The following is a 16,193-nucleotide window of genomic DNA, read 5'->3' as shown; positions in this document are numbered from 1 at the left end:
CTTTCCCTGATTAACACGCCATCCCGACGGACCCGCCATGAAAACCTGGGGCTAAGAGTTGTGGGAGTTCGTGAGGGAAAATCTTATGCTTCCCCGCAGGCAGGCACAGGGGTATCCCCTGTGACGTGGCCTACATATGAGAGAACCCTATCCCGAGGATGTCCAAATGCTGGAACTCCGTTGCCAAACCGTGACCCGACAAAAGCGTGACCGTAAAAGTCAAGTGAGGTGTATTTCAAGTCACACGCTACCGGCTGGTAGTATGCGCCGTCCGGCGCCCCGGTTAGGAGCGGTTAACTCGTTCCGGCCTCCAGCAATTGGGCCCGCAGCTCGCGACGCTCCCGCTGCTTTTCCGGGTCCGGCAGCGGCACAGCGGCCAGGAGACGCTGCGTGTAGGGCTCCTGCGGATTGCGCAGAATCTGGTCCCGGGTCCCCTGCTCGACGATGCGGCCTCGCTGCATGACGCAGATCCGATCCGCCAGTACGTCGACGACCGCGAGGTCGTGGGTGACGAAGAGGCAGGCAAAGCCGAGTTCCTTCTGCAGGTTCCGGAACAGGTCGAGCACCTTGGCCTGCACAGATACGTCCAAGGCCGAGGTGGGCTCATCGGCAACCATCAGCTTCGGCTTGAGCGAGAGCGCACGGGCGATGCCCACCCGCTGTTTCTGCCCGCCGGAGAGCTCGTGCGGGTAGCGGTTGCGGTAGTTCCGCGGGAGCTCCACCTGGTCCAGCAGCGCCTCGATCCGCTGCTGCAGCTCGGCGCCTTTCGCCACCCCGGCCAGGAACATCGGCTCACCGATGCTCTCTCCGATCGGAAGCCGCGGGTTCAGCGAGGACGACGGGTCCTGGAACACCATGCCCACGTGGCGGCGCATCTCGTGCAGCTGCCGGCCGTTCCTCTTGGCGGCCGAGATGTCCTGCCCCACGACCTTCATCGTGCCGGCCGCTACCGGCAGCAGCCCGACGGCGGCGCGGCCGATGGTGGTCTTGCCGGACCCCGACTCTCCGACCAGCCCGACAACCTGGCCCTGGTAGATCACCAGGTTGGCGCCCTCCACGGCGCGGAACGCGGGAACGCGGCCCTGCTTGGGATACTCGATCGCCACATCCGTCAGCTCCAGCACCGGCTCGCCCTGCGGCGTCGCCGCGGCCGCGGCTGCCAAGGCCGCGGCGTTTTCACGCTCGCGCCGGAGCAGCTGCTCTTCCGGGATGGAACGCAGTTCGGCGTGGGTGGCGGCGGCGAGGGCTGCGGTGACGTCGACTTCCTCGGCGGAGTCCGAGCCGCCCTGGCCGAGGTGCGGAACGGCGGCCAGCAGGGCTTTTGTGTATTCGTGCTGGGGGTTGTGGAAGATCTCGGCGGCGGTCCCCGTTTCCACGATGACACCGCGGCGCATGACGGCAATCCGGTCAGCCAGGTCGGCGACGACCCCCATGTCGTGGGTGATCAGGACGATCGCACTGTCCAGCTTGTTCCGCAGGTTGCGCATGAGGTCCAGAATTTCGGCCTGGACTGTCACGTCGAGGGCCGTGGTGGGCTCATCGGCAATCAGGAGCTTGGGATCGCAGGACAGCGACTGGGCGATCATGGCGCGCTGCCGCTGGCCGCCGGAGAGCTGGTGGGGGTAGGACCGGAAGGCCTTCTCCGGGTCCGGTAGCTCCACGAGCTCGAGCATGCGCAGGGCGCGCAGCCGGGCCTCGTCCGGGGAGACCTCGCTGTGCAGCCGGACGGTCTCCACGATCTGGGCGCCCACGGTGTACACCGGGTTCAACGCGGTCATGGGCTCCTGGAAGATCACGGCGACCTCCTTGCCGCGGACGGCCCGGATGTTCGCCACGTCTGTCCCCAGCAGCTCCTTGCCGGCGAGCTTGACACTCCCGGTCACCCGGCTGTTGCTCGGCAGCAGACCCAGCAGGGCCATCGAGCTGGCACTCTTGCCCGAGCCGGACTCCCCCACGATCGCGAGCACCTCACCGGCGCGCACCTCATAATTCAGGCCGATTGCGGCAGGCACCCACTTTTTGTCCACGCCGAAGTCGACGCTGAGGCCGCGGACCTCCAGTACGGGTTCGCTCTTGCCCGGAGCCGGGGTGACGGCCGGATCGAGGGTGATGAAGTCAGTCATGATGGGGCTTTCCTTCCACCCGGGCCGCCGGTCCACCGGGGATTAGTGCTGCGGCTCGGAATACTGAATTATTGGGGGCATGAGCTCTGCGCCGCATGCCGGTACCGTTGAAATCTTCAAAGCCCGAACGAACGCCTGGTTCGCCTGGCTGTGCTGGACGGTCGCCGCTCTCGGCATCGCCGTCACGGCGGTCACCGCCGGGCCGGCGGCGCTGGCCGGAATAGCACCGCTGCTGCTGGTCGCGTTCCTGGGCTGGCAGTTGTTCTGGCTGCCGTCCGTTGTGGTGCACGACGGCGGGGTCACCCTGGAGAACCCGTTCCGGTCGGTCCTGGTGCCCTGGGAGGCCCTGGTGCATGTCGACACCCGGTTCGCCCTCACCCTGGTCACGGCCCGCAAGAGCTACGTGGCCTGGGCCGCACCGGCGCCCGGGATCTGGGGCGGTCGCCATGCCCGCCCCGAGGACCTCCGCGGCCTGCCGGCCACCACGTACGGACCCGGCCAGTCCGTAAGGCCCGGGGACCTGAAGTCCACGGATTCCGGCCAGGCAGCCCGGCTGGTGCGGGAGCGCTGGCATGGACTGGTGGAAAGCGGTGAACTGGCCGCCGGCGATGCCGCCACCACACCGGTAAAAGTGACCTACCGCTGGGCGGCGGCCGCCGTCGTCGTACTGCTGCTCGCGGCCAGCTACTGGACCGTTGCCGCCCAGTAACTCAGCCGTGCGGGCACTGCGGGGGGCGGGCATCTAGTCGTCCTTGGTTCCGTCGAACGCGGTGACGGGAGTCGCGGCGACGGGATGCCCGCCGTGGTCCCTGGCCTTCTTGGCGTTGAACTTCTTCTGGCGCGGATCGAATGCGTCCCGCAGTCCGTCACCGATGAAGTTGATGCTGAGGCAGATCAGCACGATGAACAGGCCGGGGAACCAGAACAGCCACGGCCGGGTGGCAAAAGCCTCCTGGTTCTGCGAAATGAGGAGTCCGAGCGATGTGTCCGGGGCCTTGACGCCGACGCCGAGGTAGCTCAGCGCGGTTTCGGTAAGGATCGCGGCGGACATGGTCAGCGTGATGTTCACGATCAGCACCCCGACGGCGTTGGGCAGGATGTGCTTGAAGATGATCCGGGCATTGCTGGCCCCGGAAATCCGGGCCGCGTCGACGAACTCGCGTTCGCGCAGCGAAAGGAACTCCCCGCGCATCAGCCGTGCCAGCCCCACCCAGGTGATGAGGCCGAGGAAGATGCCCAGCGCCAGGATGCCGTTGTTGCTGGCGAACGTGGCAAACCAGCTGCCGGAGTCCCGCCGGCCGGCCATCTGTGCCATCACGGCGGCGAGCAGCAGCGCCGGAATGATGATGATGACGTCGGTGAGGCGCATCAGGATCGCTTCCGTCCAGCCACGGAAGTAGCCGGACAGGGCCCCGACCACGACGCCGATCAGGCCGGCGATGAGGCCGATCACCAGCATGACGGTGATGGACTGCTGGGCCCCGCGCATGGTCATGGCGAACAGGTCGCGGCCGATCCGGTCCTGGCCGAAGGGATGGTCGCCCCAGACCAGCGGCCAAAGCGAGGCGGTGGGCACACCGTCGTTGACCAGGGGGGTGACCTGGTCGTGGCTGTACTTCCACCAGCCGGGGATGCCCCAGTAGCCGACGGAGGTGAAGGCCGTGACGAAGATGATGGCGAACACGACGAGACCGATGATGGCGCCGGAGTGGCCCAGGAACCGTTTCCGGACGATCTGCCCCTGGCTCAGGCCCTTGGCTTCGAGGATGGGCTCGACCCCGGCCGCCGGAAGCCCGGCGTCCTCGGCCATGATTTCGTCCTGCTGACTTGGCTGGCTCATGCTTTTACCCTTACGCGCGGATCAAGTGCGGAGTACGCGAGGTCCGCAATGAGGTTGAAACCCATGGCAGTGATGGCGACACAAAGGAAGACGCCCATCACGGGGTTGGGGTCGACGTGCGAGATGCCCTCCAGGAACAGGAAGCCCATCCCCCGGACCGAGAACACCGTTTCGGTGATTACGGCGCCGCCGATCAGCCCGCCGATATCGAAGGCCACGATGGTGGCGATCGGGATCAGCGCGTTGCGGAAAGCGTGGCGCATGACGACGGTCCGTTCGGACAGGCCCTTGGCCCGGGCGGTCCTGATGTAGTCCATGTTCATGATTTCCAGCATCGAGGCCCGGGTGAAGCGGGTGTAGCCGGCCAGCGAGATCAGGATCAGTGCCATGGTGGGCAGGATCAGGTGGGTAAAGGAGTCCAGGCTCATGATCCAGAAATCGCCCTCAATGTTCGGGGTGCCCGCACCGATGGTGGCGATGGGGCGGCCCCGGACCCGGCTGTTGTTGAAGTATGTGGGCCATGCCTGCATGTAGCGGTCCAGCAGGATCAGGAATCCGACCAGGAACGAGGTGAGCGCGGCGGCCCGCATGGACTGCCCGCGGTCGTAGCCGCCCATCAGGAAGCCGATGCCCAGCCCGACAAGGACCGCCGCGACCGCGAGGAGCACGATCATCAGGATGGTTGCCTCGTTGAGCAGCGGCTGGATGACGAAGTAGACGACCAGTCCGACGCCGACAGCAATCAGCGCTGACTGGAGTGCCTTGCGGTTCTTGAGCCCTGCCGAGAGCAGGGTCACGGCGAACGCAATGCCGACGCCGGCAATCGCGATGACCACCGGGCCCAGCCCCGGGGTTTTGAACCACTCGGTGGCGGAGAAGTACACCAGCACGGCGGCCGCGAACAGGAAGGCGAGGCCGCCGATGAGCAGCCGGCGTTTCATCTCGCCGCCGACGGTCACGGCCGTCAGGACACCGATGACGGCGCCGATGGCGAGGGCTGCCGGGATTGGTATTTCGGGATTCCGGAGGAAATTGTTGAACCCGATGGCGCCGTACTCCTTCAGGAGCACCGCGACCCAGAAGATCGGGAGGGAGAAGAACAGGAAGGCCATGAATGTCACGCCGTAGTCCAGCGTGCTGTACTGGCGCAGGGCGGTGATGATGCCGAGTGTGATGCCGATCAGAATCGCCAGCACGGTGGCCCCGGTGACCAGGGTCAGGGTCTGGATCAGTGCGTGTCCCAGGGCATCGGTGATGGGCTGGCCCGCGATGTTCTTGCCCAGGTCGCAGGAGTTGGCGAACGGGATGAGGCACTGGGCCGCACCGCCGAGCCAGTGGAAATACCGGATGGGGGCTGGTGTATCCAGCTGCAGCAGCTCGGTGCGCGCGTCCATGAGCTGCTGTTTGTTGGGGGCGCTGCTGGCGCGGAATTCCTCCAGGGGATCGCCGGACGCCGCTGTCAGGAGATACACCAGGAAGGATGCGCCGAGAAGTATGAGGGCGGCAGTGATGAGCCGCCGGACGATGTAGGTCACCATGGGAAAGAACCTCGGTATTCGGGGCCAGGGGTTGCCCGGACCGGTCGCAGAGTTTGGCCTTTTTCCTTACGGATGACGGGCCAGGGCCCGCCATCGTCAGGGGGTATCGCTAGAAAGGCGTCGGAACCAGAATGCCCGGTCCCGACGCCTTTAGCTAGCAAATATCACTTGCGGTCGTCGGCTACTTCTGTGCCCACTCCCAGAAGTTCCACCAGACACCGGTCTGGTTCGGCATGTACTTCACACCGGTGATGCGGTCGCTGTACGCGTCCACGCCGACTGCCTGGAAGATCGGGAGGCCGTATGAGGAAGCCCAGATCTTCTGGTCGATCTGCTTGATCAGCTCATCCTGCTTGCCCTTGTCGGTGGTGACAATCAGTTCGTCCATCAGCTTGTCGGCTTCCGGATCGCTGAACTGGTTGAAGTTGGAGTCGTTACCCGTCTTGAAGATCTGCGGGACGCCGGAGACACCGACACCCGAGTTGATCCAGCCGAAGATGGTGGCATCGTAGCTGCCGTCGCCCAGGGCCTTGCCCCAGTCCGACTTGCCGAGGCCGCCGTCGACGATCTTGAAGCCTGCCTTGGTGGCGGACTCGCTGATCAGGGCGAACATGTCCGCACGGTTGGGGTTGTCCTTGTTGTACATGATGCGGACTTCAGGGGTGGCACCGGCGAGGAGCGACTTTGCACCCTCGATGTCAACTTCCTGGTAGGCGGACGAACCGTTTGCCTTGACGGAATCGGCGTAGAGGGCCTGGTCCGGGACGAACAGCTGCGAGTCGAGCGGCTTGGCCTCCGGGTCCAGCTTCTTGACGATCTTGTCGACGATGTCCTTGCGCGGGACGCTCTTCATGAACGCTTCGCGGACATTCTTCTCGGCAAAGACGCCGCTGAAGTTGAGGTCGATGTGGTCATAGGAAAGCTGGTTTCCGACCTCGACCGTGACGCCCTGGCTTTCGAGGGCCTTGAGCTGCTCCACCGTGTCAGCCGAAGCCTGCGGTGCGATGATGTCCGCTTCGCCGTTCTTGAGCGCCTGCACCTGGGCGGGCGCGGAACCGATGTAGCGGACGGTGATTTCGTCCAGCTTGGCTTCCGGACCCCAGGTGTAGTCCTTGTTCTTGACCATGGTCAGGGACTGGTCCTGGTTGACGCCCTTGACGATGTAGGGGCCGTTGGAGAGGTACAGGTTCGGGTCTGCCGGAAGGGTCTTGGAGTCGAAGCCGGTGTTCCACATCTCCGCCATGGCCTGGAGCTGGGTGTTGGCCGGCTGCGGGGCGGCCGAGTCGCCGCGCGGCATGCCCTTGACCAGGTCAACGAAGGCCTTCGCGTCCGCCAGGCCTGCCTTCTTGGCGAGTACGTGGGCCGGGATGTCGATGCCGGGGCCGCCGAGCGCGATTTCCCAATCGGAGAACGGCTTGGAGTACTTGACCGTCATGGACTTGCCGTCGTCACTGAGCTCCGGGAAGTCCGACAGGGCGATACCGGTGGGGTCGCCGGCGTAGGAGAAGTAGGACGTTCCGGTCTTCGCGTCTGCGTCGGCATCGTTGTAGTACCCGGAGAACGCGGCCCACTGCAGCAGAAGATCCGCAGAGGTGACGGGCGTGCCGTCGGACCACTTCACGCCGTCGTTGATGGTGTATTTCACCGTCAGCGGGCTGTCCGAGACCTTCTCCATCTTGCCGAACTTCTCGTTCCGCACGACATTCAGCTTGTTGTCGATGTAGAAGAAGCCCGAGTGGGTGGCGTAGCTGATCTTCGAGTTGATGTCTGTGTTGCCGTCAGCCGTGTTGGGGTTGAACGTGTTGAAGGCGTTCACCTCCACGACTGTTGCAGATCCGCCTGATTTGCTTGCTGCCGCAGCAGTGGTCGGGGTTGTCCCGCCGCTGTTGCCTGCGCAGGCGCTGAGGGCCAGGGCAGCTGCTGCTGCCACGCCCACTGCTTTGGAAATACGACCGAAGCGCATTCCGCCTCCTTGTTTCTGTGGTGTGGTTGAGACCGAGGCCGTAGGCACCGGGCAGACGTCCACACTCCCCCAGCGGCAGTGTGGTCCGTCTCACATGGGATGTAGCGTAAGCCCGAAATTCAGCGCCGGGCGAAAAAAGTTGACCGACTGTAAAGTTCGTTACAGAGCTGCAACATTGGACAGCGCTTCCCGGGTCGAATTCTTCGGATTCTATTGACGCAGCGCATGCCCGGCACTAATGTTTCCGGGCACAGGAGAAGCCCCGACTTTCACATCGGGGCTTCTCGAGTTAATCCTTAATTACTTGATGAATTCATCAATCCGTCACACGTCGAAGCGGAGCTCCACCACGTCGCCATCCTGGGCACTTTCACGATTCGCGCGTCTTTCCGTGCGAGGGCGTCGTTCTCAGTAGTGTCGTTTCGTGCCCGGCGTCGAGAAGCGCCGCAGCGCGGCGTCGATGGTCATCCCGCGTGTTCGGGTCCATGTTTTCAAGCTGGGAGATGACCATTCGCATGCGCGGGTTTTCTCGCAGGACCGCGCGGTGATCCTCGATGAACGTCCAGTACAAACCATCCCAACAAGGCATCCACTCTCCCGCAGGTAGGTCTGACATCTTCCGCAGGTAGTTGCTGCCCGACACATAGGGCTTTGTGGTGATCTCCTCCCCGGCAGCGAACTGGCTCATCGCGTAGACGTTGGGGACCATCACCCAGTCGTACGCGTCGATGAATAGCTCCATGAACCATTCATAGACCCGATCGGGATGGATCCGCAGCAGGGACATTGCGTTGCCGAGCACCATCAGCCGCTCGATGTGGTGAGCGTACCCGGTGGCGAGCACGCGGGAGATGACCATGTCCACAGGCGCCAATCCGGTGGTCCCGTCCCACCAGCCCTTCCCGAGTGCGTGCTGGTGGTCGAGCCGGTTAGAGGTACGCATTTGGCGGCCGCTCGTTCGGTAGGTGGCGCGCATGTATTCCCGCCAGCCGATCACCTGCCGCACAAACCCCTCTACGGAGGCGAGCGGGGTGTTGTGATCGGCACCGTCGAGTACCGTCCGTACGACGTCTCGCGGGTCCAGGAGTCCGATGTTCAGCGCGGCGGTCAGCAGTCCGTGGGCGATGAACGGATGCGCAGTGGAGATCGCGTCCTCGTAGGGTCCGAACTCGTGCAGGCGTTCGCGTACGAACTCCTGCAGATGCTCACGGGCTTCGTCGCCGCTCGTAGGCCAGGCGAACAGGTGGGGGTCACCCGGAGCGTCCGGGAACTCCGCACTGACCCAGGCGATCGCCAGGGTGACGTCGTGAGGGACCTCGTCACCAAGCTCGTAGGCGTCCCCCATCAGCCCTTCGACATCGAAGGTCCCCTCGCGCCGGAGGACGGGATGGCGCGCGAAACGGCCCACAACGGAGGGAGTGTACCCGCGGGGAAGCTTCTTGCGGTTTTCGGCATCGAAGGACCACCTCCCGCCGAGGGGCGCCCCGTCCTCGAGAAGAATATTGAGTCGGCGGCGTTGCCACACGTAGAAGTCCTGCATGCGGGAGTCATTGCGCGAGAACCATTCATCGATCTGCCCACGGTCAGTGAGGAAGTTCGGTGTCTCCAGCACGTCTTCCTGGCGCATCTGATAGCCGCCGCGGGCGAGCCCCGCGAACAGATCCTGCTCAAGCCAGTCATCCACCACGTCGAACCAGGTCACCTGCAGTGGGTCGCGGTTCCGGACGAACTCGGCGAGCTGATCGTGGGAGCTAAGGTCGGCGTCGCTTCTGAGGACTTCAACCTCGTAGCCGTGCTCGCTCAGGCGACGGGCGAACCGGGATAACGATGCTCGATGCAGGACCAGCTTGTGGGAATGGAACGCGTACTGGCGAAAGAGAAGGTCATGCTCGATGAGCACGAACACGGTGTCGCCAGGAGCCTCGAGATGCTGATCGAAGAGCTGGTGCGGCAACACGAGGCGCACACACGGGCCGGAATTCATACCCTAACGATAGAGGGGCCGCCTTGGGACGAGAGCATCGCGCTCATCGTCGCGGTCGCCGGCCGTCGACCGCGACGCGAACGCCCACCCCCAGTAGTTGAAGCGGAACCCCACCACGTTCCGTCACGGAGAAACCTCTCATTTCCCTCCGCTACCCTCTGCCGGCTTCGAGGACGAAGAAGATGAAGGACAGGAACGCTGTCTTCTCTCCGTTGAGGAGGCGCGGCGGAAGGAGCTCGTGCGGTGTGTCTGGAGAAGGCCCTGGTTCGCTCACGGCGGCTACGCGGTATCCCGCCGACGTGAAGGCGCTGAACATCGCGTGAAGTGGCCGGTGCCAGAAGGTCAGGACCGCAGGCTCGCCATCGAACTCGTAATCTTCCGAGTACTGCCGGATCGCGAAGTAGTCCTCGGTAGGTTGGGTGACCACGCTGACAGTGGGGTGGTTGACCGACAGGATCAGGCGACCACCCGGCTTCAGCACACGCCGCAGCTCGGCAAGTGGTGCTGACCAGTCCTCCAGATAGTGCAGAACCAAGGACGAGACAACGTCGTCGAAGGAGTCATCGGCGAAAAGTAGCGGCTTGCTGAGGTCGGCCACATACAGGTCCGCGGTCGCGCCCAATCGCTTTCTTGCCAATTCGAGCATCGCAGGACTGGCATCGAACCCGGTCATGATCGCGCCTTTCGCGCTCAGCGCCGCAAACAGAGGCCCGGAGCCGCACCCTGCGTCCAGGACCCGGTGTCCGTCGACGTCGCCGGCGAGGGCTATCATCGCCGGCCGCTCGTAATAGGCGTTGAGGAGGCTGGACTCGTTCTCCGCCGAGTAGCTTTCGGCGAAACTGTCATAGTGGTCGGCTTTCACGGATCCTCACTCTCGGGAAGAAGCTCATGGTCAGGACAGTCGGCTCGATCCTAACAACGTGGTCCTCACCAGGAGAGTCTGATCGGCGGAGCCGGGTTATCCAGCGGCTGGACTGAAGGCCAACCACGCCGTTCCGGCGATCGGCACTAGCGGGAAGACCGGTTCACGATGACAGCAAGTAGGCGAAGACAACCCATAGAACGCCTGTGGATAGATATGGGTCGCCTCGGTCAGGAAATTGCCGACGTTCAGATCGGTGGCGCCTTGGCATTTCCGCGCTGGCCTGGGCGAGCCTAGAAGGCGGTGCTGGGCAGATCCTTCTCGCCATCGACGATCGCGGTGATAATCCGCGCTGCAACCAGGTCTGGATCCAGACCCGCTCCGAATCGCGGCGCTGACCCGGCGATCGGATGTTCGGACAGTGCGGTACTAGTGTGGCCTGGGCGGGCGTCCACGATTCGGATGCCCGCGCGGCGATACTCGCGCGCCGCTGCGACAACGAAGGCCGCGAGCCCAGCCTTCGACGCCGAGTATGCCGCCAGGCCGGCGACGGGTGCCTCGGCGACAACGCCGCTCAGTGTGACCACAAAAGGCTCCCGGCCCTCACGTGCCGAGGCGGCGAGGTAGGGCTGGCTCTGGGTAATGAGCTGGATCGGACAGGTCGTGTTCACAGCGAAGAGTTCGTCCACCGTGGCGGGTTCAAGGTCTGATGCGGCGCCGAAGGCGACGACCCCGGACGCAACCACTAGCCCGTCGAGACGTCCGTACTGAGCATGCGTGTCATCCAGCACCTCCTGGATCACGAAGGGTGCGCGCAGATCGTGCCCAGCAGACTTTGACGACCGGGCGACGATGGCGCCGTTACTCTCCAGCTGAGCGGCAATGCGCGAACCGAGTCCGCCGGTGGCGCCGACTACCAGAACAACCGCACCCTGAAGAGTCGTCATGGGTAGATCCTAGGTCACGTGCTGCAGGTAGCCCAGCGCGGGTCGGTTTCCTGAGGCTGGACGGCTGCGGTAATCCCCATGCAACGAAGCAGGCTTCACGCGCTCATCCGGAATGAAGCGCGCAAGGTTTCGGATGCTCCCATCGCACCAACAGAGACGGCCCCATCTGCGGAAGCAGATGGGGCCGTCTCGAAATTCAGTGGGCTAGACGTTAAACCGGAACTCCACCACATCGCCGTCGACCATGACGTATTCCTTGCCTTCGATCCGCACCTTGCCGCGGGACTTCGCCTCCGCCATGGACCCGGCGTCGATGAGGTCGTCGAAGGAGACGACCTCGGCCTTGATGAATCCGCGCTGGAAATCGGAGTGGATGACGCCGGCCGCCTGCGGGGCCGTGTCGCCCTGGTGGATGGTCCACGCCCGGGTTTCCTTGGGCCCCGCGGTCAGGTAGGTCTGCAGCCCGAGGGTGTGGAAACCGACGCGGGCCAGCTGGTCCAGGCCGGATTCGTCCTGGCCGTTCATCTCCAGCATTTCGCGGGCCTCTTCCTCGTCCAGTTCCACGAGGTCCGATTCGAGCTTGGCGTCGAGGAAGATGGCGTCAGCCGGGGCCACCATGGCGCGCAGTTCTTCCTGCTTCCCCGGGCTGCCCAGAATGCCCTCGTCCGCGTTGAAGACGTAGATGATGGGCTTGGCGGTCAGGAGGCTGAGCTCCCTGAGGTGCTCCATCTCCAGCTTGTCGCGCTTTACCGAGGCGAAAATGGTGTCGCCGCGTTCAAGGACGGCCTGGGCGGCCTTGATGGCCGCCAGCTCCGCGGTGTCCCGCTTCTTGATCTTGACTTCTTTTTCGATCCGGGGAATCGCGTTTTCAATGGTCTGAAGATCAGCCAGGATCAGCTCGGTGTTGATGATCTCCATGTCCGAGCGGGGATCCACCTTGCCGTCGACGTGGATGACGTCGGGATCATCGAACACGCGGACAACCTGGGCGATAGCCTCAGCCTCGCGGATGTTGGCGAGGAACTTGTTGCCCAGTCCTTCGCCCTCCGAGGCACCCTTGACGATCCCGGCGATGTCGACGAACGACACCGGGGCGGGCAGCAGGCGCGCCGATCCGAAGACGGCGGCCAGCTTGGCAAGCCGCGGGTCCGGCAGGTTGACCACACCGACGTTCGGCTCGATCGTGGCGAACGGGTAGTTCGCTGCGAGCACCTGGTTACGGGTCAGTGCATTGAAAAGAGTTGATTTGCCGACGTTGGGCAGTCCGACGATGCCAATAGTAAGAGCCACGAGTACTAATTCTACCCGCTGCGGCCGGGGTCCCCTGCGACGGCCCGGTTCGAGATCTGGCCAGCGGCTTGGGCTGCGTCTGGTTCGGCCGCCGCCGGGACGCTTCGACGCCGCCGGCAGGGCGTCGGCGGGAAACTGTCGTGGGGGCATGCCACAGTGAAGGCATGGACGCTTTTGCACTGATTCTTGCCCTGCTCATGCTGCTCGTCGGCGCGGTCGCCGGCGCCGCCGTGGTCTTTCTGCTGATCCGGCGCCGCACCCTCGCGGTGGAACAGGATTTCGACGCCGTCTCGGCCCGGCTCTCCGAGGTCAGCGCGCAGTTCGCCGCCGCCGACGCCGAGAGGCGCCTGCTGGCGGCCCAGAACCGGGACCTCGGGGAATCCCGGAACCAGGACGGCAGCGTGCTGCGGGCCCTGGCACCAGTGGCGGAGAAGCTCACCGCGGTGCAGCATCAGGTGTCGCTGCTGGAGCGCGACCGCCTCGAGCAGTACGGCCAGCTGGCCCAGCAGCTGCAGGAAGCCCGGTTGTCCGACGAACAGCTGCTGCGCTCAACCCATGCACTGGAGTCCGCGCTGCGGTCCAACAGCGCCCGCGGCCAGTGGGGGGAAGTCCAGTTGCGCCGTGTGGTGGAGGCCGCCGGAATGCTCCGCCACGTCGATTTCCACGAGCAGGTTCACAGCGGCCAGCAGCACAGCGCCGGGTCGGAGAGCAGTATCCGGCCCGACCTGGTCGTGCAGCTCCCCGGCCAGAAACAGCTCGTGGTCGACGCGAAGGTGCCGCTCGCGGCCTATCTTGCGGCTCAGGAACTCGGGGCGTCCGCCGCCCCCGGGCTGCAGCACGCGCAGTCCCTGAGCGGGCAGCAGGCCCATCTGCTGGCCCATGCCAAGGCGCTGAAGGCCCATGTGGACGCGCTGAGCAGCAAGAAGTACTGGGATATCCCGGGCAACTCCCCGGAACTGGTGGTCTGCTTCCTGCCGGCCGAATCGATCCTGGCGGCCGCGCTCTCGGCGGACCCTGCACTGCTGGACTACGCCCTGTCCAGGAACGTGGTGCTGGCCTCGCCCTCAACCCTGCTGGCGGTCCTGAAATCCGTCGCCTTCACCTGGCGCCAGGACGTCCTCACTGACAGCGCGCGGGAGCTCTTCGAACTGGCCCACCAGCTCTACGAGAGGATGGGGACGCTCGGCGAGAACGTCACCAAACTCGGCGCCTCACTCAAGACCTCCGTGGATCGTTACAACTCCATGGTGGGCACGCTGGAGGCCCGGGTGCTGCCGACGGCCCGCAAGCTCAACGCACTGGACGCGACCGGGCTGGCCACCCCCGCGGCCGTCGAGGTGACGCCGCGATCCGTGGCTGCCCCGGAGCTCCAGCCCGGGAACGGGCCGGAAATTGGGTCCGGGCGGTCGGCGGACGCAGCCCCGAGCGATTCACACGAAGAGGACCAGGAGTCCGCCGCCTAGGACTGACGGTGTGCGTTGGACTGACTTGTGAGCCTGCTAGGAGGTCTGGGCGGGGCGTGCCCCGCGGCCCCCGAGGGCGCGAGTGACATCGCCGGCCTGCTTCAGGGTGGCGCGGAGCTCCTTCGGCAGTGAGAACAGCAGGTCCTCTTCGGCCGTGACGACTTCCTCGACCGCGCCGTAGCCGTAGTCGGCGAGCAGGCGCAGGACATCCTTGACCAGGACCTCCGGGACCGAGGCACCCGAGGTCACACCGACGGTCGCCACACCCTCGAACCAGGACTCGTCCACCTCATTGGCGAAGTCCACGCGGTACGAGGCCTTCGCGCCGTACTCCAGCGCCACTTCCACGAGCCGGACCGAGTTCGAGGAGTTGGCCGATCCGACCACAATCACGAGCTCGGCCTGGGGTGAGATCTTCTTGATGGCCACCTGGCGGTTCGTGGTCGCGTAGCAGATGTCATCGCTGGGCGGGTCCTGCAGGGTGGGGAACCGTTCCTTGAGCAGGCGTACGGTCTCCATGGTTTCGTCCACGCTGAGGGTGGTCTGGGAGAGCCAGATAACTTTCTCCGGGTCCCGGACCGTGACCTTGTCAACCTCGTGCGGGCCGTTGATGATCTGGATGTGCTCGGGGGCCTCGCCCGCTGTCCCTTCGACTTCCTCATGGCCGTCATGGCCGATCAGCAGGATGTCGAAGTCGTCCTTCGCGAAGCGAACCGCCTCTTTGTGTACCTTCGTCACGAGCGGGCAGGTGGCGTCGATGGTCCGCAGTCCGCGGTCCTCGGCGGACTGGACCACGGCGGGCGAGACGCCGTGGGCGGAGAAGATCACCAGGGCGCCCTCGGGGACCTCGTCGGTCTCCTCCACGAAAATGGCGCCTTTTTCCTCCAGGGAGCTGACCACATGCACGTTGTGGACGATCTGTTTGCGCACGTAGACCGGCGGGCCATAGTGCTCCAGCGCCTTTTCCACCGCGATGACAGCACGGTCGACGCCGGCGCAGTAGCCGCGCGGGGCGGCGAGCAGGACCTTTTTCGGGCCGCCGACGGGCGCTGCAGCCAGGACTTCTTCCGGCGTACGCCGCCGGCGCGGAACGGTTGGCATCGGAATGGAGACAGCAGTGGAAGTCATGCCCCAATGCTACCGGTGTTGGGCGGGCCGCCGACTAGGCCCGGTCTGCCGGCGCTTCGCGCGGCCGCAGGTGCGGCGCCGGACGCTCAGGCGCGGCTGCGCCCGCCGACGACGCGCACCACGAGTCCAGCTGCCAGCAGGACACCGCCGGCTACGGCGGCCGCCAGGGTCCACTGTCCAAAGCTTGAGCTGGCGGCCGCAACGAATTCGCTCTTGAAGATCTCCGCAACCGCGTTGCCGCTGCCCGTTGCCGTCACTGCTGCCCCGACGGCGTCGGCGGCCAGCTTCCAGGCTCCGGCCAGCACCAGGACTCCGAGCCCAATCCCGGCCAGGACGGTCCAGCGCCGCCGGGCGGCCACAAAGGCCAGCGCGAAGGCGATGAGGGCGACGACGGCCAGGGCGTAGCCCATCGGCGCGAAAGCCGATACCCGGTCGAGGAGCTGCCGGTGCTCGGGCTGCCCGATCGTGATCAGCAGCTGCTCCGGTGCTTCCAGCGGCAGGGTCGTGGCGTCCGCCACCTGCTTCGCCACCAGACCAACGAGGGGCGCCAGGTCCAGAGTCAGCGACGTGGCAGTGCCGGCCTCGGCGGGCGGTGCACTGGGGTCGGTGAAGTTCAGCTGGTGGCTTTTGCGCAGCGTTTCGGTCCAGGCCTCGGGGTAGCCAGGCATGCTCGTCAGCGACCGGGCCGCGCTTTCCAGGATCGGCGTGACCAGTCCGCTGAGCGCGGCCGGGATCCGCTCCGCGCCCAGGCTGCCGACGGCGGCCGCGGCCAGCCGCTCCTGGAACACAGGGTCCTTGCCCAGCGGCGCGGTGAACGCCACGAAGCCGTCCTGCTGGACGATGTTGCGGTCCACCCACATGGCTGGAACAGCGACAGCCGTCAGGACAAGCCCGATAAGTACCGCTACGGCTGAGACAAAAGTGCGCACGAGAAGTCCTAGGTGGTCGGTGGGTAGTGCCCATCCTACGGGGGGCTGCCTGCGGAACGATAAAGTCGGCCCTCGATGATAGAGCTATGGATAGAGTTGAAACCGACAAGTTCGAGTTGTCGGCCG

The 16,193-nt window shown here is 65.1% G+C and carries 12 protein-coding genes; 2 read left to right on the top strand and 10 right to left on the bottom strand.

The genetic code is table 11. The features are described 5' to 3' along the window. Positions 1–293: 293 nt before the first annotated feature. Entirely contained in the window at positions 294–2,123 is a 1,830-nt protein-coding gene (locus QK291_RS05955; protein WP_282379993.1) for an ABC transporter ATP-binding protein, read from the bottom strand. 79 nt (positions 2,124–2,202) lie between these two features. Here QK291_RS05955 and QK291_RS05950 point away from each other — a divergent pair, with 79 nt between their 5' ends. After that, entirely contained in the window at positions 2,203–2,832 is a 630-nt protein-coding gene (locus QK291_RS05950) for a PH domain-containing protein (RefSeq protein WP_282379992.1), read from the top strand. A 33-nt stretch (positions 2,833–2,865) separates the two neighbouring features. Here QK291_RS05950 and QK291_RS05945 read toward each other — a convergent pair whose 3' ends face one another. From QK291_RS05945 to ychF, 7 genes are all read right to left on the bottom strand, one after another. Beyond that, complete coding sequence (locus QK291_RS05945; RefSeq protein WP_282379991.1) at positions 2,866–3,963, bottom strand: ABC transporter permease; 1,098 nt, start codon at positions 3,961–3,963, stop codon at positions 2,866–2,868. Then, positions 3,960–5,501 carry an ABC transporter permease gene (locus QK291_RS05940; protein WP_282379990.1) on the bottom strand — a complete coding sequence of 514 codons (1,542 nt, stop codon included), beginning with the start codon at positions 5,499–5,501 and terminating at the stop codon, positions 3,960–3,962. Before QK291_RS05940 ends, QK291_RS05945 begins: the two co-directional genes overlap by 4 nt. Positions 5,502–5,682: 181 nt before the next feature. Next, the gene (locus tag QK291_RS05935; RefSeq protein ID WP_282379989.1) at positions 5,683–7,464 is read right to left on the bottom strand and encodes an ABC transporter family substrate-binding protein; all 1,782 of its coding nucleotides are present in this window, start codon (positions 7,462–7,464) and stop codon (positions 5,683–5,685) included. A 370-nt stretch (positions 7,465–7,834) separates the two neighbouring features. Next, complete coding sequence (locus tag QK291_RS05930) at positions 7,835–9,448, bottom strand: cryptochrome/photolyase family protein (protein WP_282379988.1); 1,614 nt, start codon at positions 9,446–9,448, stop codon at positions 7,835–7,837. A 151-nt stretch (positions 9,449–9,599) separates the two neighbouring features. Continuing rightward, positions 9,600–10,310, bottom strand: a complete 711-nt coding sequence (locus QK291_RS05925; protein WP_282379987.1) for a class I SAM-dependent methyltransferase — start codon at positions 10,308–10,310, stop codon at positions 9,600–9,602. Between the two features lie 293 nt (positions 10,311–10,603). Then, positions 10,604–11,257, bottom strand: coding sequence for an SDR family NAD(P)-dependent oxidoreductase (locus tag QK291_RS05920; protein ID WP_282379986.1), 654 nt, complete (start codon positions 11,255–11,257; stop codon positions 10,604–10,606). 204 nt (positions 11,258–11,461) lie between these two features. Continuing rightward, positions 11,462–12,547, bottom strand: a complete 1,086-nt coding sequence (gene ychF / locus QK291_RS05915; protein WP_282379985.1) for a redox-regulated ATPase YchF — start codon at positions 12,545–12,547, stop codon at positions 11,462–11,464. A 164-nt stretch (positions 12,548–12,711) separates the two neighbouring features. Here ychF and QK291_RS05910 point away from each other — a divergent pair, with 164 nt between their 5' ends. Next, a complete protein-coding gene (locus QK291_RS05910; protein WP_282379984.1) occupies positions 12,712–14,010 on the top strand; it encodes a DNA recombination protein RmuC in 1,299 nt (432 codons plus the stop codon). Positions 14,011–14,046: 36 nt separating this feature from the next. Here QK291_RS05910 and QK291_RS05905 read toward each other — a convergent pair whose 3' ends face one another. Together QK291_RS05905 and QK291_RS05900 are read right to left on the bottom strand one after the other, a co-directional pair. Further along, a complete protein-coding gene (locus QK291_RS05905) occupies positions 14,047–15,138 on the bottom strand; it encodes a 4-hydroxy-3-methylbut-2-enyl diphosphate reductase (protein WP_282379983.1) in 1,092 nt (363 codons plus the stop codon). Between the two features lie 86 nt (positions 15,139–15,224). Then, entirely contained in the window at positions 15,225–16,067 is an 843-nt protein-coding gene (locus tag QK291_RS05900) for a hypothetical protein (protein WP_282379982.1), read from the bottom strand. Between the last annotated feature and the right edge of the window lie 126 nt (positions 16,068–16,193).

Origin of the sequence: Arthrobacter sp. AL12 (genome assembly GCF_029960645.1) — a bacterium.
In the GTDB taxonomy this organism is placed as follows: Bacteria; Actinomycetota; Actinomycetes; order Actinomycetales; family Micrococcaceae; genus Arthrobacter.
Note: the sequence above shows the minus strand (reverse complement) of the source record. Positions and strands in the feature narration are given on the sequence as shown.